This is a genomic window from Sphingomonas sp. MMS24-J45, from assembly GCF_044881195.1.
Classification (GTDB): Bacteria; Pseudomonadota; Alphaproteobacteria; order Sphingomonadales; family Sphingomonadaceae; genus Sphingomonas.
In genome coordinates this window covers 2,445,297-2,466,020 of the sequence record NZ_CP173255.1, presented here as the reverse complement: position 1 = coordinate 2,466,020, position 20,724 = coordinate 2,445,297, and the positions used below count along the sequence as shown (strand labels likewise).

At 64.8% G+C, this 20,724-nt stretch carries 15 protein-coding genes; 9 read left to right on the top strand and 6 right to left on the bottom strand.

Annotated features, from left to right (window positions below; translation table 11 throughout):
* Position 1: 1 nt before the first annotated feature.
* The 6 genes from AB5I39_RS11950 to AB5I39_RS11925 all read right to left on the bottom strand — a co-directional run bounded on the left by AB5I39_RS11950 (position 2) and on the right by AB5I39_RS11925 (position 9,541).
* Positions 2-2,428, bottom strand: coding sequence for a TonB-dependent receptor (locus AB5I39_RS11950; protein ID WP_404367008.1), 2,427 nt, complete (start codon positions 2,426-2,428; stop codon positions 2-4).
* A 282-nt stretch (positions 2,429-2,710) separates the two neighbouring features.
* A complete protein-coding gene (locus AB5I39_RS11945) occupies positions 2,711-3,166 on the bottom strand; it encodes a response regulator (protein ID WP_404367005.1) in 456 nt (151 codons plus the stop codon).
* A complete protein-coding gene (locus AB5I39_RS11940) occupies positions 3,163-4,269 on the bottom strand; it encodes a histidine kinase dimerization/phosphoacceptor domain -containing protein (protein WP_404367002.1) in 1,107 nt (368 codons plus the stop codon). The genes AB5I39_RS11945 and AB5I39_RS11940 overlap by 4 nt, the downstream gene beginning before the upstream one ends.
* Before the next feature lie 81 nt (positions 4,270-4,350).
* Positions 4,351-5,520, bottom strand: a complete 1,170-nt coding sequence (uxuA, locus tag AB5I39_RS11935; protein ID WP_404366999.1) for a mannonate dehydratase — start codon at positions 5,518-5,520, stop codon at positions 4,351-4,353.
* 11 nt (positions 5,521-5,531) lie between these two features.
* Complete coding sequence (locus AB5I39_RS11930) at positions 5,532-6,836, bottom strand: MFS transporter (protein WP_404366996.1); 1,305 nt, start codon at positions 6,834-6,836, stop codon at positions 5,532-5,534.
* Positions 6,833-9,541 carry a glycoside hydrolase family 2 TIM barrel-domain containing protein gene (locus tag AB5I39_RS11925; RefSeq protein ID WP_404366993.1) on the bottom strand — a complete coding sequence of 903 codons (2,709 nt, stop codon included), beginning with the start codon at positions 9,539-9,541 and terminating at the stop codon, positions 6,833-6,835. Before AB5I39_RS11925 ends, AB5I39_RS11930 begins: the two co-directional genes overlap by 4 nt.
* Positions 9,542-9,708: 167 nt before the next feature.
* Between AB5I39_RS11925 and AB5I39_RS11920 the strand changes: the two genes are divergently transcribed.
* From AB5I39_RS11920 to AB5I39_RS11880, 9 genes are all read left to right on the top strand, one after another.
* Positions 9,709-12,063 (top strand): TonB-dependent receptor, encoded by a 2,355-nt coding sequence (locus AB5I39_RS11920; RefSeq protein ID WP_404366990.1) that lies wholly within the window; start codon positions 9,709-9,711, stop codon positions 12,061-12,063.
* Positions 12,064-12,111: 48 nt separating this feature from the next.
* Positions 12,112-14,328, top strand: coding sequence for a beta-glucosidase (locus AB5I39_RS11915; RefSeq protein WP_404366987.1), 2,217 nt, complete (start codon positions 12,112-12,114; stop codon positions 14,326-14,328).
* 96 nt (positions 14,329-14,424) lie between these two features.
* Positions 14,425-15,207 carry a FadR/GntR family transcriptional regulator gene (locus AB5I39_RS11910; RefSeq protein WP_404366985.1) on the top strand — a complete coding sequence of 261 codons (783 nt, stop codon included), beginning with the start codon at positions 14,425-14,427 and terminating at the stop codon, positions 15,205-15,207.
* A 91-nt stretch (positions 15,208-15,298) separates the two neighbouring features.
* Entirely contained in the window at positions 15,299-16,246 is a 948-nt protein-coding gene (locus AB5I39_RS11905) for a LysR family transcriptional regulator (RefSeq protein WP_404366982.1), read from the top strand.
* Between the two features lie 63 nt (positions 16,247-16,309).
* Positions 16,310-17,419 carry an FAD-dependent oxidoreductase gene (locus tag AB5I39_RS11900; RefSeq protein ID WP_404366979.1) on the top strand — a complete coding sequence of 370 codons (1,110 nt, stop codon included), beginning with the start codon at positions 16,310-16,312 and terminating at the stop codon, positions 17,417-17,419.
* Between the two features lie 18 nt (positions 17,420-17,437).
* Positions 17,438-18,340 (top strand): VOC family protein, encoded by a 903-nt coding sequence (locus tag AB5I39_RS11895; protein WP_404366976.1) that lies wholly within the window; start codon positions 17,438-17,440, stop codon positions 18,338-18,340.
* Positions 18,341-18,344: 4 nt separating this feature from the next.
* On the top strand, positions 18,345-19,505 hold the full coding sequence (locus tag AB5I39_RS11890; protein ID WP_404366973.1) for an alpha/beta hydrolase family protein: 1,161 nt from the start codon (positions 18,345-18,347) through the stop codon (positions 19,503-19,505).
* Positions 19,502-19,924 carry a hypothetical protein gene (locus AB5I39_RS11885; protein ID WP_404366970.1) on the top strand — a complete coding sequence of 141 codons (423 nt, stop codon included), beginning with the start codon at positions 19,502-19,504 and terminating at the stop codon, positions 19,922-19,924. The genes AB5I39_RS11890 and AB5I39_RS11885 overlap by 4 nt, the downstream gene beginning before the upstream one ends.
* A gap of 31 nt (positions 19,925-19,955) precedes the next feature.
* Positions 19,956-20,714, top strand: a complete 759-nt coding sequence (locus AB5I39_RS11880; RefSeq protein WP_404366967.1) for a cyclase family protein — start codon at positions 19,956-19,958, stop codon at positions 20,712-20,714.
* The last annotated feature ends 10 nt before the right edge of the window (positions 20,715-20,724 follow it).

Here is a 20,724-nt window from a genome sequence, read left to right as displayed (position 1 = left end):
CTTAAAACTTGAAGCCCAGCTCGACACCGTAGAAGCCCGGCCGCTCGGCGCGGACGTAGGGCGTCTGGAAAATGTCGGCCGAAATCGTGTTGAGCGTGCGGTAATATTTCTTGTTGAGCAGGTTCTCGGCATAGGCCGAGATCGTCACGTGATCGCCCGGCAAGCGCCAGCCGATCCGCGCGTTGATGATGTTGCGCGCCGAACGCAGCGCACCGAGTTTCGAGAAATCGACGAACGGCGCGATCGCGGCGTCGATCGCGCGGGTCGCATCGTTGATGCGCTGTTTCGAGGTGTAGCTATAGCTCGCGTCGGCAAACAGCGTGCCCGCAGTGAAAGCGTGCTTGTAGTGCGCGCTGGCGACCCCGCGGAAGGCCGGCTCGCCGGTCGGTTGCCCGCCGATATTCACGCCCTGCTCGACCCGCGTCACCCAGGTCGAGTCAATCGCGCCCGCCGTGAACCCCAGCGTCAAATCACGCGACACGACGAATTGCGTGTCGAGATCGACGCCATACGCCTGCGAATCCCCGGAGCGCGTGATGTATTGCGGCAGTGCGCTGCCGGTGTTTTCCAGGCTGATCGACTGGCGGTTGCGATATTTGAAATAATAGCCCGACAGGTTGAAGCGAACGCGCCGGTCGAACAGTTCGGATTTGAAGCCGCCTTCGAAATTCCACACCCGTTCGGGCGCGAAGAAGGAGTTGATCTCGGTCGAATTGTACCCGCCCGCCTTATAGCCATGCGAGGCCGAGCCGTAGAGGTGCACGTCGGGGCTGACATCGTACTGCACCACAAAGCGCGGCGACACGTCGCTGAACACCGCACGCCGCGTGAAGGGCACGTTCTCCAAAGGACCTTCATCGAAGATCAGGCCATTTGGCCCGACCGTCGCGCGGAAGAAATCCGCCACGCTGATCCGCGCTGCATTCGGGAACGGCGCGATGCCCAGAACCGCTGACGTAATCGCATTGTACTGCGCCCCTGAGGCGGTCAGCGTCTCCAACCCGAAGGCGTCGAATCCGCCGTTGAGCCAAGTAAACTTCTTCAAGTCGCGCGTGTAGCGGATGCCCGCGGTCAGACTTAGCCGGTCGGTCGCCTTGAACGTGGCATCGCCGAACGCCGCGAAGGAATCGTTCGCCGCGCGGTTGTTCATATCTTCGCGGAATTGCTGACCGAACACCGGCAGACCGCCGAAGGTGTTGAGGATGGTAAAGACCGGGAATCCGGCCACCTCCCCCAGGAGGCGATCCACCGAGTCGCTGAGCAATGTCGCCGCGCTGGTTTGCCGCCCGCGTTCGTGGAAGTAACTGCCGCCGACGATCGCGTTCAGCCGATCGTTGTCGAATCCGACGCGCAGTTCCTGATACAGACTGCTGTTCTTCTCGATATTTTCCGTGTCGAAGTAGCGCGTCGGATCGGCGGTGCCGTCCTCATCCTCGCGATTGTGCGTCTCGAAATGCTTGAACGAGCTGATGCTGGTGAAGGTCAGCGGCCCGGTGTGGTGCGTCGCGGTGAAGGACACGGCGTTCAGCAGCCGCGTTTCCTTGTCGTCAAGTACGTCGTTGGTATAAGGCCCGCGTGGATCGTTGCTGAGCGCATTGTCGCTGATGCCGATCGCGAACGGGCCGTCCTTGGCGGTGTTGTCGTGATCGTAGGCGAGCACGAAATCGGTGGCGTCGGTTGGGGCCCAGCGAAGCGCAGCGCGGCCCGATTTGTTATTCTCGCCCTCGCGTCGCCGCCCGGTCAGCGCGTCGCGCAGATAGCCCTCGCGGTAATTGGCGACCCCGTTCAGGCGGAGGAACAGCGTGTCGGTCAGCGGCAGATTGACCGTCGCATCGCCGCGAACCTTCTTGAAATTGCCGACCTGCACCGTGCCGCTGAGCGAGCGCGTGTCGTTCGGCTTGTTGGTGACGATCGAGATCGCGCCGGCCGAGGTATTACGGCCGAACAAGGTGCCCTGCGGCCCCTTCAATACTTCGACGCGGGCGACATCGTTGAAGAAGATCAGCGATGAGCCCGATCGTCCGGAATAAATCCCGTCGACGAAAATGCCGACCGAAGGATCGGTGCCGATCCCGAAATCGTCGGTCGCCACGCCGCGGACGGTGAAGCTCGGCTGCGTGACCGAGGTGTCGTTGATCGAAAGGCCGGGGGTAAAGGTATCGAGATCGCCGATCGATTCCGCGGTCAGCGCGGCGATACTGGCGGAGGTGAAGGCGGTAACGCTGATCGGCACCTTCTGCAGCGATTGTTCGCGGCGCTGCGCCGTGACGACGATATCGGAAAGTCTTTCGGTTTCAGGCTGCGCGGCACTTCCCGTTCCGCTGGCCGATTGCCCTGGCGGCGGTGCGGGATTGCCCGTCTCCTGCGCCGCGGCCGCATGGCCAAACACCATCGCCATGCCTGCGCACAGCGTCGCATATCGTCTCATACTCATGCCTCCCAACACGGTATCGATCGGCAATGGTAACACAAACTATAGCGTACGCTATCCTTTTTTTCTGAAGAAGATTCCGGTGTGCCAGAGGGTTAGCGCGCATCGACCGCCGAACGGTCTTTCGAAATCGAATTTTAGCGGCCGTCGGTGCGCGGCCATTAGCCGGGCAAGCAACTCGCGATTTGGGCGATTTATGCACCAGCGTGCAGGGGTCACGGCGCGGCTTAGGCCGCCCTCTTGCCGACACGGGCGCAGCAGCAATCGGCGCGCGGGGCTTCAGCGCGCGGCGGTATCGCTCCAGCGCCGTTCCAGATGCGGCGACGCGATCAGGCTTGCCGGCAGCGGTATGCTGGGCGGCGGATCGAACACGCCGTTCGCCAGATATTTCAGCGCGTTGACGACGCCCGCATGAGAGAAAGGCTTGGCGATCACGCCGTGCGCCCCGGAGAAGTCGGCCGGGATTTTCGACACATTGGCAGTGACGAACACGATCAGCGCATCGGGCCAATGCGCGCGGATATAGCCGCAGACCTCCAGCCCGTTCGACCCGTTGGCGAGGTGCACGTCGACAAAGGCGAGATCGGGATGGAGGTCGGCGGGCAAGGCCTCGACATCGCGCAGACTTGCTGCCTCCGCCAGGACGTGGTGGCCGCTATCCTCGACCATCGCCTCAATATCCATCGCCAGCAGCATTTCGTCTTCGACGATCAAGACGTTCATCGTGTTGGTCATGTCTGCGCTTCGATCTGAGGGAAGGTAATCGTGACGCAGGTGCCGGGATTGTTGTTCGCCCAGGTCGCCTCGGCGTGAGCCTGTCGCGCAAGGCGGGTGATCAGCGCCGTGCCGATGCTCCTGGTACGCCGCGCCGACGGCATCCCGGGGCCGTCGTCGCAGATCGTGATCGTGCCATGATCGTCGCCGCCCGCGACCACCAGGCTGAGATGCCCCGACCGCCCGTCGGCAAAGGCGTGTTTGACCGCGTTGGTCAGGATTTCGTTCAGAATCAGGCCCAACGCCGAGGCATTGGCGGCATCGACGAACAGCGGCTGTGCGCGGACATCGAGCGTGATGTCGGTGCGGCCGCTCGACCCCAGCACGTCGGACACTAGCCCTTCGGCAAAGCTGCCAATGTCGAAACGCGCGATGTCGGAGGATTGGTAAAGCTGGCGATGGACGACGGCTAGCGCATCGACCCGTTCAAGCATCGAATTGAGCTTCGCCGCCACCGACGGGTCGTCGATCGTGCGGACCTGAAGCCGCAACAACGACCCGATCATCGTCAGATTGTTCTTAACCCGGTGGTCGACCTCATGCAGCAGGATCGTCTTGGCATGCAGCGCCGCGCTGAGATCGGCGGTGCGCCGCGCCACTTCGCGTTCGACCAAAATCTTCTGGTCGTTGATGATGTTCTGCGCCTCGACACGCTCGCTCACGTCGAGCTGTGAAGCGAAGAAGAACCGCACCACGCCGTGCTTGTCGCGCACCGGCGACATGTAGAGCGCGTTCCAAAAGGTTGAACCATCCTTGCGATAATTGAGCAGATCGACATCGACGTCATGGCCCGCCTGGATCGCTTCGCGCACCTTGGCGATCGCCGTACGGTCACTGTTGGGGCCCTGCAGGAAGCGGCAATTGCGGCCGATGATCTCTGAACGGTCATAGCCGGTCAGTTCCTGGAACGCGACGTTGCAGAACACGATCGGATTGTCCGGCTGGGCCGGGTCGGTGATGACCATCGGCATGCGCGTCGCGCGAACCGCCGCTGCGAAGGGATCGCCGCGGCCGTGTTCGTAATCGAGTTCGTCGGTAAGGTGCCAGTCGTCGCGTTGCTTCAAGGTTGCCTCCAGCGAAGGCCGGAAGGCTTCACGGGTCCGTGAACGTCGATTTGCCGCTATGGTTCCGCGAACTGGCGCTTTTTATCCGGCCAGCCCTGCCGCATAGGCAATGCCGCGCTCCAGCCCGCGCAGCTCGGCCAGCCCACGCATCCGCCCAAGCAGCGAATAGCCCGGGTTCACGGTACGATGCAGATCGTCGAGCATCTGGTGCCCGTGGTCCGGGCGCATCGGGATGCTGCGCTGTTCGCGCACTGACAGGCGATGCACCGCCGCGACCACCGCCGCCATGCCCGCGTCGCCTTCCAGATGCGCCGCCTCGTGAAACGCGCCGCCGGGCTCGCGCTGAACCGACCGCAGGTGCAGGAAGCCGATGCGGTCGCCCAGCCGATCTACCATGCCGGGCAAATCATTGTCGGCGCGCACGCCGAACGACCCGGTGCACAGGCACAGGCCGTTGGAGCGGTTCGGTACGCGCGCGAAGAGGTCGGCGACATCGGCCTCGGTACTCACCACGCGCGGCAGGCCGAAGATCGGGAAGGGCGGATCGTCCGGATGGACGACCAGGCGGATGCCGAGCTCATCGGCAAGCGGACAGACCGCCTCCAGAAACGCGACATGGTTGTCGCGCAGCCGCGCGGCGTCGATCTCCGCATAGCTTTCGGTCGCGCGCAGGAATTGGGCGGAGGTGAAGCCCTCCTCGCTACCCGGCAGCCCGGCGATGATTGTGCGTTCGAGCGTCGTCCGCCCAGCATCGTCCATCGCCGCGTACAGCGCGTGAGCGGCGTCGAGCGTCACATCGTCATAATCGTCCGCCGCATCCGGTCGCTTCAGGATGAAGAGATCGTACGCGGCGACCGCCACCGGATCGAAGCGCAGCGCGCGTGCGCCATCGGGCAGTTCCCAGGCAAGATCGGTGCGCGTCCAATCGAGCAGCGGCATGAAGTTATAGGTGACGACATCGATCCCGCACGCCGCCAGATTGGTCAGGCTGTGCCGGTAATCGTCGATCAGCCGGTCCCAGTCGGACGACCGCGTCTTGATCCCCTCCTCCACCGGCAGGCTTTCGACCACGCGCCACTCCAGCCCGGCCGCCTCGATCATCGCCCGCCGCGCGGCGATCGCGTCACGTTCCCACACCGCGCCGTTCGGCACCTCGTGCAGCGCGGTGACGATACCGCTCGCCCCCGCCTGACGGATGTCGCGCAGCCGCACCGGATCGTTCGGCCCGAACCAGCGCATCGTTTGAGTCATCAACACGAGTATCAGCCTTCTTGGGAGATGGGCGGCGTGCGCGGGCGGGAGCGCAGGAGGCTCCACAACACCGCCGCCGCGATAAGATCGAGCACCGCCAACGCGGCGAACAAGGGGTCGTAGCCAAAGGCATCGGCGCTCTGGCCGATCAGCAACGTGAACAGCATCCCGCCGACCCACGCCGACGTGCCTGCCATGCCGCTCGCGGTGCCGACCGTGCGGCTGTCGAACATGTCGGCGCACAGCGTGATGAGCGCCCCGCTCAGCATCTGATGCGCAAAGCCGCCGACGCAGAATAATAGGATCGCGATTGCCGGCGATCCGGCGAGGCCGATGCAGGCCGGGCCGATCATGCACAAAGCTCCGACCGACATCGTGATCTTGCGCGACGCGACCAACGAGATGCCGCGCCGCATCAGCCAGTTCGGCAGCACGCCCGCCGCGAGACTGCCGAAATCGGCGGCGAGGAACGGCATCCACGCCCAAAGCGCGATGCTCTTCAGATCGAGTTGCCACACTGCGACCAGATACAGCGGAATGAAGAAATTGAAGGTCTGCCACGCCGGTTCGGCGAGAAAGCGCGGGATCGCAATACCCCAGAAGGCGCGGCTCTTGAGCAGGTCGCGCCGGGTCGTCGGCTTGGCGGTGACATCCTCGTCGCGCGCGGCGGTGATCGCCACGCGCTCGGCTTCGCTCAAGGACGGATGATCGGCGGGGCTGCGATACGCCCAGAACCATAGGAACGCCCAGACGAGGCTCAGCCCGCCGGTGACGATAAACGCCGCTTGCCAGTTCCACGCCAGGATACAGAAGGCGACCAACGGCGGCGCGATCATGTTGCCGACGCTGGTGCCCATCTGGAACACGCTGGTCGCGAGCGAGCGTTCGCGCGGGGGGAACCATTCGGATACGGCCTTCGCCCCCGCCGGGATCGCCGCCGCCTCGGTCGCGCCGAGCAGCGCGCGAAACGCCGCCAGGCTCGGCCAGCCAGTCGCCAGCGCATGCGCCATATTGGCAAGCGCCCACCCCACCGCGAACAGGAAGAAGCCGAGCCGCGTGCCAAGCAGATCGAGCACGCCGCCCGCAACGGTCTGCATCACAGTATAGCTGCCCTGAAAGGCGAGCACGACCCAGGCGTAATCGGCGGTCGTCATGCCGAATTCGCTCTTCAATTGCGGTGCCGCGACCGACAGCGTCGAGCGCGCCAGATAGTTGAGGATCGTGCCCAGCGTAACCAGCCCGATCAGCCGCCAGCGGAGCGGAATGCTGCGCCAGCCGCGTGGGCGGGCCGCCTCAATGGCCAGCGGTGAGTTCATCGCGTGACTTCGATCGCCGAGACGATCGCGTCGCCCTTGCGTGGCTCAAAGGACAGATCGAGCTTGCCGCCGCGCACCGTTACGTTGGCTGTGCGCACCAAGGCTTTGGAGACGCCACCGGCCACCGCCGCGATATCGAGCGCCTTTACGATCGGCTTGCCGTTGGCGCGCACATCGAACACGCGCGCACCGGCGGACAGCGACGGTTCGACGAAGGTCAGAGTGACCGTATAGCGCCCATCGGCGAGCGGAATGGCATATCTGAAACGGCCCTCGCGGTAGGTCGCTGCGACGGCGCTGTCGGGCGTCCCCGCAATCACGGCTGGCACCGCAGGCTTGCCGTAATCGGCCGGCTTGACCAGCGTACCGGCCTTGCCGCCGGTGAAGAAATTGTCCGATCCGAACCGCCGCGCGGCAGGGGCGGCGACGATCGCACCGGCATCGATCCGCACGTTTGCGCTCGCATCGGGCGACAGCGTCCAGGTGACGCGATCCTCGACCGAACCGCCGCGCGCGACCAGCGTGTTGCTGCCTTCGGTCAGCGCAACGTCGCGCCACACGCAAACCCGCTCCGGACAATCGCGTAAGGCCCCAAGCGAGCGACCATTGAGCAGCAAATCGGTCGAGTCCGCATTGCTGTACACGCGCACGTCGGTGACGCGATACGCGCGATCGGTGTAGCGCCGCCCGGTGATGTGGACGGTCGGCGTCTGGCTCCAATTCGCCTGGTAGAGATAATAGGCATCCTTACGGATGCGCCGGTCATAGGTGACCAGGCCCTTGGTATTGATGTCCTGCGCGTCGCCTTCGGTGCGGATCGTCGTCGCGAAATCGAACGAGTTCCACAGGAACGTGCCCCACAGATAGGGGCGCGCGTCCAGCGCCTTCAGCGCCTCCTCATGGATATAACTTTCATATTCCTCGGGCTGGGTCAGCCCGCGCGAACCGATCGGACCGCCCAGCACATTGTCGGTATGGATCGTGGTCGCGCCGCCCGCGCCATATTCGGTGACCGACAAAGGCTGCTGCGGCCGCAGCGCGTGGAGCGCATCGAGATGCGGGCCGAGGTCGCCCGCAGCGCCGAAATACCAGCCGAAATAACGGTTCGCCCCGCCAAGATCGGCCGCGACCGCCGTCGTAGGGATCGAGGTGCCCTTGTCGAACAGGCGCCCTTCGCAACAGGTCGCGAGCGCGGTCGGGCGGCTCGGGTCGGTGGCGTGCGCCAGATCCTGCAAGGTCTTCAGCAACGGCAGCGGATCAGGCGTCTTGCCCTCGGGATAGCCGGTCAGGAAGGCCGGGAAGGAATTGCCGAAATCGACTTCATTGGCGATGCCCCAGGTGATGACCGAGGGATGATTGCCGTTCTGCGCGATCAATTCGCGCATCTGCTGGCGCGCATTGTCGATCAGCGCCGCACGCGGCTCGAGCTCGCCGCGCCGCGTCCAGGCGGATACCAGCGGAATTTCGTCCCACACCAACAGGCCGTAGCGGTCGGCGAGATCGTGGATCGTCTGGCCATGCTGATAATGCGTCAGGCGGATCGCGTTGACGCCCATCTCGCGCATGATCGCCACGTCGGCGGCAACATCCGACGGATCGATCGCCCAGCCCTTGCCCTCGCGGTCCTGATGATAACCGACCCCGCGCAGGCTGATGTGCTGGTCGTTGAGGAACAGGCCCTTGTCGGGGTCGAACCGGATCGTGCGGATGCCGAACGGCTGGCGCACGCGATCGAGCAGGCGACCGCGCGCATCGAGCACATCGACCGACAGCGTGTAGAGATAGGGATCGGCCACGCCCTGCCAGCGGTGCGGGTTCGCCACGTCGAGCGTCAGCGCCGCGTCCTGGGTCGCCGATGGCGCGAGCTTCAGAGCCGTTTGCGTCGATGCCGCGATGCGGCCCTCATTATCGATCAGGCTCACCGCGACGCGCGCCGCCGTGGCGCGGCGATCGGCGTTTGTGACGCGCGTGCGCACGTCGATCCGCGCGGCGCTCGCGCTCGCGCTGGCCGTCGTCGCGAGCACGCCCGAGCCGCCGAAATCGGCCAGATCGATATGCACCGGATCGACCGCCACCAGTCGAACCGGACGATACAGCCCGCCGTGCACGAAGAAATCGCCGGTCAGCGGCAGCACGTCGGCGGTTGCGGAATCCTTGCCCGAAGGCGCGCTATTGTCGGTGCGCACGACCAGGACGTTTTCGCCGCCCTTCAGCATCGCGTCGGTCGCATCGAGGCGGAAGCGCGAGAAGCCCCCGGCATGGTCGCCGAGCTTCTTGCCGTTCAGCCATACGCTGGCAATCCGGCTGGCGGCATCGAATTCGAGCCAGAGGCGCTTGCCGCTGAGCGCCGCCGGGGCGGCGAAGCGCTGGCGGTACCAGCCGAGCCCCTGCGCCTTGTTGACGGTTTCAGCGCGGTGAATGTGGTTTTGCGGATCGGGGCGATAGAAGCCGACGCGGTTCCATGTGTGCGGAACGCTGACCGTCTCCCAGGCCGAATCGTTGAACGCACTGGTTGTGACATCGGCGGGTGCGTCACCCTGATGAAAGCGCCAGCCGGTTGCCAGCGTTTGGACGTTGCGCGCCATTGCGCCATCCGAAGGCACCGATGACGGGGCGGTCGGACTGGTCTGGCCATACGCCGCGGTCACCAGGCCCGACATCAGCGCGCCTGCGACGATCAGCCGCTTGTAACGGTCCATCATCATCGTTCTCTCTCCTGCTCGCTGGCGGGATAACACTCAGATATCGGTCTTACCAGTGCCGTTTTTCGATATGGCACGCGCAGTCCCCTGCCCGTTGACACTGTAGACCAATAGGCATATTTGGCCTGACCAGACCGCACGGATGCGGCGATTTAACGGGTGAGGATGACATGCGCAAAGGTATCGTTTGGCTCAGCGGCGTTGCGACCATCGCACTGGCGCACCCGGCACTGGCACAGGAGGGCAGTATCGCCCCCGCCAACACCCCATCCGCACCCGCCACCGCCAACCCGCTCGCCCGCCCCGGCGATCAACAGGGTTCGGCCACCGCAGCAGCCGATGACGGCACGCTCGAAGACATTGTTGTTACCGCGCAGAAGCGCGAACAGAATTTGCAGGACGTGCCGGTCGCCGTCACCGCGATCACCGCAGACACGCTGGTCAACCGCAACGTCGCGACGGTCAACGACCTGACCCGCCTGGCGCCCAGCCTGACCGTCACCACCGGCGCGGTGCCGACCAACAATTCGATCAACCTGCGCGGCATCGGCACGGTTGCTTTCTCCACCGCGATCGAGCCGTCGGTTGCTGTGATCGTCGACGACGTCGCGCTGCTGCAGCAAGCGCAGGCTTTCTCGGGTCTCAGCGACATCGCCCGGATCGAAGTGCTGCGCGGGCCGCAGGGGACTTTGTTCGGCAAGAACGCGTCGGCTGGCGCGCTCAACATCGTGTCGCAGGGGCCAAGTGCGCGCCTGACCGGTGCGGTCACGGGCACGGCGACGACCGATGACGAATATCGCGTCGATGCGGTGATTTCCGGCCCGGTGACCGAGGGAATCGGTTTCCGGATCAACGGTTTCTACGGCGATCGCGACGGCTTCATCAAGAATATCTATGACGGTCGGCGGCTGAACAATGATCGCAGCTATGGCCTGCGCGGCCGCTTCGCGCTTGCGCCGCTGCCGGGCGTCGCGATCGATCTGATCGCGGGGCATTCCGTGACCGAAAGCCGCGGCACCGCGCGCACTTTCCGCAACGTGCCCACCGGCGCCGCGATCTTCGGTACGCCGGTGGCCGCGACGCTGACCGGGATCACCCCCAGCGAAACGAACTTCTACACCGCTTTCAACGGCCCGCTGTTCAACAAGAGCCTGCAGACCAATGGCAGTGGTCGGGTGACGGTCGATGTGGGTTTCGCCAATCTGATCTCGATCACCAGCTATCAGGACTGGCGCTTCAACTTCATCGAGGATTTCGATTATATCGTCGGCACCGTCGTCGGCCTGCCCAACGGCATCATCGCGCAAAGCGGCTTCCATGCCCGCCAGTTCGCACAGGAAGTGCGCCTCGCCTCCAAGGGCGGCGGCCCGCTCAGCTATGTCGCTGGTCTCTATTATTCCGATGGCAAGACCGACCGCACCTTCGATCGCGGTCCGTCGGGCCCGGTCGTCGCGCGCTGGAACTCGACCAGCGGGACGAAGAGCTACGCCGCGTTCGCGCAAGCCTCGTATGATCTCGCTGCGACGACGCATGTCGATGCTGGCCTGCGCTTCAACCACGAAAAGATTTCTGGCCGTTTCCTCAATCTGGTGACCCCGGCAACGGCCCCGGCGAACAACGCCACCTGCCTCGTCGAATGCGTCGGCGCCGCGAGCGACAGCGTCGTCACCGGCAAGATCGCGCTGCGCCAGGATCTGGCGAAGCACGTCATGGCCTATGCCTCTTTCTCGACCGGCTATAAGGGCCAGGGCTACGACATCTCGACCGGCTTCACCCCGACCCGCGCCGCGGTGCCCGTGCGACCCGAAACTTCGAACGCCTATGAAGTCGGTTTCAAGAGCCGCTTCCTGGGCAACCGCGTCCAGCTGAACGTCGCGGCTTTCTGGACCGATTTCAAGAACTTCCAGGCGCAATCGGGTGTGCAATTGCCCGATCAGACGATCCAGCTGACGCTCAATAATGTCGGCAAGGTGCGCACCCGCGGCGTCGAGGTCGAGTGGCAGGCGCGGCCGAGCGAGGCGTTTGCGCTCGATGGCGCGCTGAGCTTCACCGATGCGATGATCCGCGAATATCCTAACGCGCAATGCTATACCGGTCAGACCGCGGCACAGGGCTGCCTGCCAGTGGCAGGATCGGCCACGCCGTTTCAGAACCTTGCCGGGCAACGCCTCGCCAACGCGCCGCGCTGGAAGGCGAACATGGGTGCCACGTACAACATCCTGATGCCCGATATGCCGTTCGACGCCTTCATCCGCGGCGACGTGAGCTATCAGAGTTCGGTGAAGTTCGACTTCAGCAATCCCGCGCTGGTGCAGAAGGCCTATGCCGTCGCAAACGCCAGCATCGGTCTCGACCAGAAGGATCGCGGCGGGCTGCAAGTGACGTTCTTCGTCAACAATCTGTTCAACAAGCGCTATGCGAGCGCGCTGGGCATTTCCTCGGGCGGGACCGCCGGACTGGTCGCGCAGACCTTCTCGCGGAATGCGCAGCGTTACGGTGGCGTGCGGGTGCGCTTCGGCTTCTGAGCCGGGCGCGTCGGCGCTAAGACAATTGCTATCTGAGGACGAGACCGCATGAAGACGTCCACCGCCTGCGCGCTGGTGCTGGCCTGCATCGCTTCGACGGCGACCGGCAAGGCACCCGCCGGCGCCGAGCCCCGGCCGGTTGCCGCATCCCAGCGCGAGGCCGAGGCCGATCGCTGGGCGGCCGAGACCGAAGCGAAGATGACCGATGACGAGCGGTTCTCGCTGATCCACGGCTTCATGGCGCTGCGCATCCCGGGGCTGGGCGACCCGAAAATGGTCTGGCCGGACGACGTCGTGCCGGGTGCGGGCTATGTGCGTGGCGTGGCGCGATTGGGCGTGCCGTCGCTGCGCGAAACCGACGCGAGTCTCGGCGTCACCAATCCGTTCGGCGTGCGCAAGAACGACGCCGCCACCGCCCTGCCCGCTGGCCTCGCGCTCGGCGCGAGTTTCGACCCCGAGCTGGCCCGACAAGGCGGCAACATCGTCGCGCACGAGGCGCGCGCGCGTGGGTTCAACGTGCTGCTCGGCGGCGGCATCAATCTGGCGCGCGATCCGCGCAACGGGCGCAATTTCGAATATATCTCGGAGGATCCGCTGCTCTCCGGCGTGATGGGTGGCGCGGCGATTAAGGGCGCGCAGGATGCGGGCGTGATCAGCACGGCCAAGCATTTCGCGCTCAATTCGAACGAAACCAACCGTCACACCTGGAATGCGACGATCGATGAAGGCGCGTTGCGCGAATCCGACCTTCTCGCGTTCCAGATCGCGATCGAGACGGGCAAGCCGGGATCGATCATGTGCGCCTATAACCTCGTCAACGGCGCGAAGGCGTGCGGCAACGACTTCCTGCTCAACCAGGTGCTCAAGCGCGACTGGGGCTATAAGGGCTGGGTGATGAGCGATTGGGGCGCGGTGTCCGGGGCGGACTTCGCGGCCAAGGGCCTCGACCAGCAATCGGGCGAACAAATCGACAAGCAAGTGTGGTTCGATGCACCGCTCAAGGCCAAGCTCGCCGATGGCAGCTTCGATCGCGCACGCCTGTCGGACATGGTACGGCGCATTCTCCGGTCGATGAAGGCGGTCGGCGTCACCGATTGGAAGCAGCAACCGAAAGTCGACATGGCAGCACACGCCGCCACCGCGCTCGAAATCGCGCGACGCGGCATCGTGCTGCTCAAGAATGACGGCGCGCTGCCAATCGCCGGCAGCGCGCGAACGATCGCGGTGATCGGCGAGAAGGCCCAAATCGGCGTGCTGTCCGGCGGCGGATCGTCGCAAGGCCTGCCGCCCAGGGGCTGGGCGGCGAGCGACCCGATCGGCGGCGCAGGGCAGATGGGCGCGTGGCGCGTGGCACGCTGGTTCGCAGGGGCGCCGACCGATGCGTTGGCTGCCGCAGCGCCGCAAGCCAAGGTTTCCTTCGACCCCGGCCTGTATCCCGCCGCCGCTGCGGCAGCCGCGGCGCAGGCCGATGTCGCGATCGTGTTCGTCAACAAATATGAGGTCGAGGGCTTCGACTCGCCCGACCTCGCCCTGCCACGCGGGCAAGATGCCGTGGTCGAAGCGGTCGCCAAGGCCAATCCCAACACGATCGTCGTGCTGCAGACCGGCAACCCGGTCACCATGCCATGGCGCGATCAGGTGAAGGCAATCGTCGCCGCCTGGTATCCGGGGCAGGAAGGCGCGCAAGCGATTGCCGAAGTGCTGACCGGCAAGGTCAATCCGTCGGGACGCTTGCCGATCACTTTCCCACAAGGCGTAGAGCAATTGCCGTACACCGCGATCCACAGCTTCGGCACGCCTGAGAATACGCCGGTCACCGTGCCGATGCGCGAGGGCGCCGATGTCGGCTATCGCTGGTTCGCGCGGCAAAAACTGACGCCGATGTATGCCTTTGGGCACGGGCTCAGCTACACACAGTTCGCTTATTCGGATTTGTCGGTGCGCAGCGGCAAAACGCTGACCGCGACCGTCACCGTCCAGAACACGGGAAGCCGCGCGGGGGCGGACGTGCCGCAGCTCTATCTCCAATCGATCGACGGTTCCGTCGAGCCACGCCTGCTCGGCTTCAAGCGCGTCGAACTGGCCCCCGGCGAGCGCCGGACGATCAGCCTGACGGTCGATCCGCGCCTGCTTGCGAAATACGATACCGCCGTCGGCAAATGGCAGATCAAGCGGGGCAACTATACGGTGGCGATTGCGAAGTCGGCGACCGAGCCGGTCCTGTCACAGACGGTCGCGGTCACGGCGCAGCGCCTGCCGCGGTGATCGTCGCAGACGCTGATCTCGTCGCTTTTCATGGGGCTGGACCACCCCTATAAGCAGGATGTGTACCGGATTTCGGTAAATCCAATGCGAGTGGCGATGGCTGATCAACCGATCCCGGATACGAATTTGAAGGATGCCGGTTCGAACGACCGGCTTTACCAGCGCATTGCCCGCAAGCTTTTCGATCAGTTGAATTCGGGTGCCTATGCGGTCGGCGACCGGCTTCCCGCCGAACGCGAACTGGCGGTGGAATATGGCGCGAGCCGTCCTGCGGTGCGCGAGGCGCTGATCGCACTCGAGGTTCAGGGCTTCATCGAGGTGCGGCTTGGCTCGGGTGCCTATGTCTCGCGCTTACCTGGGCAAGGCGAGAAGCCGGCCTTTGCGATCACCGCGTTCGAGCTGACCGAGGCACGCCTGATGTTCGAAGGCGAAGCCGCCGCGCTCGCCGCGCTGCACATCACGCCGGAGCAGCTCGCCAAGCTCGATGCGCTGGTCCGCGCAATGGCCGCCGAGAACCTTCAGTCCGACGTGACCGAGGAAGCGGACCGCGATTTCCACCTGACGATTGCCGCCGCCACCCGCAACGCGGGCGTCCTGCGCACGATCGAGGATCTGTGGCATTTGCGTTCGACATCGCCCGAATGCGCGCTGCTCCATGCCAAGGCGCGCGATGCCAAGGTGCGCCCGGTGGTCGAGGAACATGCCGCCATTCTCAAAGCGCTGCGTGCCGCCGATGCCGTCGGTGCCCGGCTGGCTATGCGCGCGCATTTGGCCGCGGTCATGGACCATCTATTGTTCAAGACGGAGGAGCTGGCGGTCGAGGAAGCGCGCCGCGCGCTCGCGGACACCCGCCGCCGCTATGCGATCAACACGCGCTGAACCACATCGCGCTCACCATGCCGGCAAGTGCCTGACAAACGGTGCGTGAAGGTGCATCAGGCGTCGCAGCATGGCCGGGACGGGACTATAGATGCGTTTCAAGGGACTCGACCTTAACCTGATCATCGCGCTCGACGTCCTGCTGGAGGAGCGCAGCGTATCCGCGGCGGCGGCGCGGATGAACCTGACGCAGCCAGCGCTGAGCGCCGCCTTGTCGCGGCTACGTCGCTATTTCGACGACGACCTGCTGCTCGCCGTCGGCCGCCGCATGATCCCGACGCCGCTGGCCGAAGAGCTGCGACCACTGACCAAGCAGTTGATGCGCGACGCATCGGCCTTCATCAACCTGTCGAGCAGCTTCGATCCCGCCACGTCGAAGCGGCGCTTCGCGATCGGAACGTCGGACTATATCCTGACCGTGCTGATCGCGCCGATGCTCGCGCATCTGCAGAGCATCGCCCCCGGCGTGCAGCTCGACGTGTTCCCGACCGGGCCGGAAATTCACGAGCGGCTCGATCGCGGCGATATCGATTTGGTGATCGGCCCCGAACCGTTCCTGTCGCCCAGCGCGCCGACCGAAGTGCTGTTCGACGAGCGGCATGTCGTGGTCGGCTGGAGCGGGAACCCGGCGATGCACCAGCCGATCGACGTCGATCGATTTTTCGAACTGGGACATGTCGCGGTCCGCATCGGAATGGAACGCGAACTTTCTTTCGCAGAGCGGCATCTGGAGGCCTATGCCAGCCGTCGCCGGATCGAGGTGACGACCACCGCCTTCTCGTCGACGCCGCGCCTGGTGGTGGGGACAAGCCGCATCGCGGTGCTGCAGGAACGGCTGGCCGCGACATTCCTGCCGGGGTTGCCGCTGGCCGTCCAGCCGTTACCGATCGACATGCCGCCGCTCAAGGAACTCGTGCAGTTCCATCCGACCCGCGCGACCGATGCCGGGCTGCGCTGGTTGATCGACGTGCTGCGCCATATGAGCCAGACAGGATCACCTCGCATCAACAATATTGATGGATATCGATCAGAACAATAAACTTCTGCATGCTCGGCCCCACCTCTATCATGCGCTCAGCGAAGATAAAAAGGTGGAGAGAGTATGGCGCGGATCCTGGTGATCGGCGGAGGCATCGGCGGTTTGACCTCGGCTATCGCGCTGCGTCAGCGTGGCCATGACGTGGACGTGATCGAGCGCGATCCGGATTGGTCGGTCTACGGCGTCGGCATCATCCAACAGGCAAACGTGATCCGCGCGGTCGCACAGCTCGGCATTCTCGACGATTATCTCGATGCGGGCTGCGCGTTCGACCGAGTCGACATCTACATCCCGACCGGACAGAAAGTGGCGAGCGTCCCCACCCCCAAGCTGGTCGAGGATTATCCCGCCAATATCGGCATCGGGCGGCCCGCGCTGCACAAGGTGCTGGGGGATCGCACCAAGGCGGCGGGGGCCACGGTGCGGCTGGGCGTAACGGCGACCGAGTTGAACGATGACGGCGCGGGCGTGGACGCACGCTTTTCGGACGGCAGCACTGGCCGCTACGACATGGTCGTGGCAGCCGACGGTCTCTATTCCGAGACGCGCGCGATGCTGTTCCCGGACGTGCCGCAGCCGCGCTTCGTCGGCCAGGGCGTGTGGCGCTACAATTTCCCGCGCACCGGAGATGAAAGCGCCATTGCCGTGTTCGAGGGTCCGACCGGCGTCGGGCTGGTACCGACCTCGCCGACACAAATGTACATGTATGTGACGACGCCGGAGCCCGGCAATCCGCGCTATCCGCGCGAGGGCATCGCGGCGGCGATGCGCGACAAATTGCGTGGCGTGCCCGCGCCGCAAATCCAGGCGCTGGCGGAACAGATCACCGACGATGCAGAGGTCGTCTACAAGCCGCTCGAGACGCTGTTCCTCGACGGGCCGTGGCATCGTGGCCGGATCGCATTGCTCGGCGACGCGGTGCACGCCACCACCCCACATCTGGGGCAAGGGGCGGGCATGGCGATCGAGGACAGCCTTGTGCTGGCCGAAGAGATATCGCGGCATGACGATCCGGAGGCGGCCTTCACCGCCTTCCATGCGCGGCGCGTCGAGCGGTGCCGCTACATCGTCGATGCATCGGTCGCGATCTGCTCAGCGCAAGTTGCGGGCGAGCGCGTCGACCAGGCTGCCGCCACGTCCGAAATGTTCCAAATCGTAGCACAGCCGATCTGATCGGCCGGGAGAGATCACATGGCACGAGTGAATGAAATCCGGTACGTCGGCTACGGCGTTTCCGACCTTGAGGCGGAGCGCAATTTCTACCGCGACGCCTGGAAGTTGCGCGAAGTCGGCACGCAGGACGGGATGGTCTATTTCGCGTGCGAAGGGCATGACGAACACCATGTCGTGCGCCTGCGCCAGGCCGAGGAACAGCGGATCGACGTGATCGCACTGGCCGCCGCCACCCACGCGGAGGTGGAAGCGCTGCACGACAAGGTCGTCGCAGCCGGCTGCAAGATCATCTTTGCCCCGCAGGAGCTTCAGACGCTCGGCGGCGGGTACGGCTTCCGCTTCTTCTCGCCTGACGGCCTGCCGTTCGAAGTGTCGAGCGACGTTGCGCGCGGCCCCTCTCGCCAGCTCGCCCGCTGGGACGGGATCCCGCAGAAGATCAGCCACATCGTGCTGCACTCGCCCGATCATAAGGCGATGGTGCAATTCTTCGTCGACGTGCTCGGCTTCAAGGTGTCGGACTGGCTCGGCGACTTCATGTGCTTCCTGCGCTGCAACACCGTGCATCACCGGCTCGCGGTGCTGCCCGGACCGCCTTGCCTGAACCATGTCGCGTACGACATGCTGACGGTCGACGACATGATGCGCGGCATCCAGCGGTTGAAGCATAGCGGCACCGACATCCGCTGGGGCCCGGGGCGGCATACCGCGGGCAACAACACCTTCAGCTACTTCACCACGCCCGGCGGCTTTGCCGTCGAATACACGTCGGAGGTCGAAGAGGTCGATTTCGAGGCGCATGAGGCCAAGGTGCATGATCCGGGCCCGAAGGTCATGGATCAGTGGGGCATCGGCGTCGGCGGCCCGCAGACCATGCCGCACCCGCATGCTGATGTCGGCCTGTTCGTGCCGGTCGAGGCCTGATCCAATGGCTTTGTTCGAATATTTCCCGAACTATATCTGGAACCTGAGCGTCGCGATCGCGCTGGAAAGTGGCGGACGGATCGGCGAGATCGTCGACATGTGCCAACCGCTGCGCGAGGCGATGGAGCGCGGCGAGGAGGTCGGCACGCCAGCCTTCATGCGCGAATGGGCCAAGATGGGCGATCGTCTGGTCGAGCTTGCGCGCGAGGATGAAGCCAAGGGACGGCGGTTCTCCGCAGGAGAGAAGCTGAAGCGTGCGGCGCTGTATTTTGGCGTGGCGGAGCGGATGCAGGCGCATGGATCGGCCGGGCGGCAGGAAACCTATGCCAAGGCGCTCGAGACCTTTGCCAACGGCACGCGGATGGCGGGCGACAATGTCGAACGCGTCGTCATTCCCTACGAGGGCGCGGAGCTTACCGCGTTGCTGACGCGCGCCGAGGGCGTGAACGGCCCTGCCCCGCTGGTCGTCTATTGCAACGGGCTCGATAGCACCAAGGAGCTGCTGTATTTCTCTTGGCTGCCCGATGCGCTGGCCAAGCGCGGCATCTCTACGCTGAGCGTCGATCAACCCGGCACCGGCGAAGCGATCAGGTTGCACGATCTGCCCGTCACGCACGAATCCGAACGCTGGGCCTCGAAATGGCTCGACTGGGCGGAGACGCAGCCGTTCGTCGATCCGGCCCGGCTCGGCATGACCGGCATTTCGCTCGGCGGCTATTTCGCGCCACGTGCTGTCGCGTTCGAACCGCGTTTTGCCGCGGGTGCGGTCTGGGGGGCAAACCACAATTGGGCCGAAGTCCAGCACAAGCGCCTGCGCCGCGAGGGCGAAAACCCCGTGCCGCATTATTGGGGCCATGTGCACTGGGTGTTCGGTGCCAAGGACATGGACGATTTCCTGGAGAAATCGAAAGGCATGACGCTCGACGGCGTGATGGAGCGGATCACCGTCCCCTTCCTCGTCACACATGGCGAGAAGGACCGGCAGATCGCGCTCGATTACGCGCATCAGGCGTATGACCAGCTTACCAACAGCGCCGAGCGCGAGTTGAAGATCTTCACCCCGCGCGAGGGCGGTGTGGAGCATGTCGGGGCCGACAATATGAGCTTCGGCCGCGATTACATCGCAGACTGGTTCGCGGAGAAGCTTGGCGGGCGGACCGGGTGAACGCCCGCGTCCTCCTGCGCGAAGCCGTGGTGAGCATCGTCATCAATGTGGCGATCACGATCGGGTTCTTTTTCGCGGTGTTCGGGCTGAGCGCGCCGATCCCGGGCGGGGCGTTCGGGGCGGACTTTTTACCGCAGGCGTTCTTCGTCGCGCTGATGGGCACGCTTATTCCGAGCCTGTTGATCCGGCGGGGTAGCGGGACCGCCATTGCCCCGGTCATCGTCCGCGCGTTCCTGTTGGCGATCGGCTCGGTGATCGTCGCGGGGGGCGGCGCGTGGCTGGTCTTCTCGCATGTCGCGAGCGTGCCCGCGGCCCCGGCGCTCGGGATCAAGATCGCCTTCGCCGCCATTCTCTCCGCCGTGGTAACGCCTTATGCCGTTCACCGCGCGATGACCGCCCCAATCCGGAACCGCCCATGACTCGCTGCCCCCGACTCGCCGCTTCGTCGATTTGTCGATCACCCTGGACAATGAAACGGTCGCCGACCCACCGTTCATGCGACCGAAGATCACGTATCAGACCCATCTCGAGACGGTTGCAGAGATGCAGCCGTTCTTCCCCGGGCTGACCGCCGAGCAGTTGCCCGGCGGCCTCGGCTTCGGCGCGGCGGAGACGGTGACACTGACGACGCACAACGGCACGCATCTGGATGCGCCATGGCATTATCATCCGACGATGGACGGCGGCGCGCGCGCGATCGCGATCGACGAAGTGCCGCTCGACTGGTGCTTTCGCCCCGGCGTGAAGCTCGATTTTCGGGGGTTCGACGATGGCTATGTCGTGACCGCCGCCGATGTGGAGGCCGAACTCGCGCGGATCCGGCATGATCTGCAACCGCTCGACATCGTGCTGGTCAACACCCGCGCTGGCGCGGCGCTTGGCGGCCCGGACTTTCTCAATGCCGGATGCGGCATGGGGTATGAGGCGACGATGTACCTCACCTCACGCGGCGTGCGAGTGACGGGCACCGATGCGTGGAGCTGGGACGCGCCGTTCAGCTATACCGCGAAGCGCGTGGCGGAGACGGGCGACACTTCGCTGATCTGGGAAGGGCATAAGGCGGGGCGCGACATCGGATATTGCCACCTCGAAAAGCTGACCAATCTCGAAACGCTGCCGCCGCACGGCTTCACCGTCAGTTGCTTCCCGCACAAGATCAAGGGCGCGTCGGCAGGCTGGACGCGCGCCGTCGCGATCTTCGACGAGTGACTGTGCCGCA

Coding starts and splice junctions, on each gene's coding strand:
- AB5I39_RS11910 (WP_404366985.1), top strand. CDS start 14,425: ATGGCTGATCAACCGATCCCGGATACGAATTTGAAGGATGCCGGTTCG.
- AB5I39_RS11950 (WP_404367008.1), bottom strand. CDS start 2,428: ATGAGACGATATGCGACGCTGTGCGCAGGCATGGCGATGGTGTTTGGC.
- AB5I39_RS11895 (WP_404366976.1), top strand. CDS start 17,438: ATGGCACGAGTGAATGAAATCCGGTACGTCGGCTACGGCGTTTCCGAC.
- uxuA (WP_404366999.1), bottom strand. CDS start 5,520: ATGACTCAAACGATGCGCTGGTTCGGGCCGAACGATCCGGTGCGGCTG.
- AB5I39_RS11925 (WP_404366993.1), bottom strand. CDS start 9,541: ATGATGATGGACCGTTACAAGCGGCTGATCGTCGCAGGCGCGCTGATG.
- AB5I39_RS11945 (WP_404367005.1), bottom strand. CDS start 3,166: ATGACCAACACGATGAACGTCTTGATCGTCGAAGACGAAATGCTGCTG.
- AB5I39_RS11915 (WP_404366987.1), top strand. CDS start 12,112: ATGAAGACGTCCACCGCCTGCGCGCTGGTGCTGGCCTGCATCGCTTCG.
- AB5I39_RS11900 (WP_404366979.1), top strand. CDS start 16,310: ATGGCGCGGATCCTGGTGATCGGCGGAGGCATCGGCGGTTTGACCTCG.
- AB5I39_RS11920 (WP_404366990.1), top strand. CDS start 9,709: ATGCGCAAAGGTATCGTTTGGCTCAGCGGCGTTGCGACCATCGCACTG.
- AB5I39_RS11930 (WP_404366996.1), bottom strand. CDS start 6,836: ATGAACTCACCGCTGGCCATTGAGGCGGCCCGCCCACGCGGCTGGCGC.
- AB5I39_RS11905 (WP_404366982.1), top strand. CDS start 15,299: ATGCGTTTCAAGGGACTCGACCTTAACCTGATCATCGCGCTCGACGTC.
- AB5I39_RS11890 (WP_404366973.1), top strand. CDS start 18,345: ATGGCTTTGTTCGAATATTTCCCGAACTATATCTGGAACCTGAGCGTC.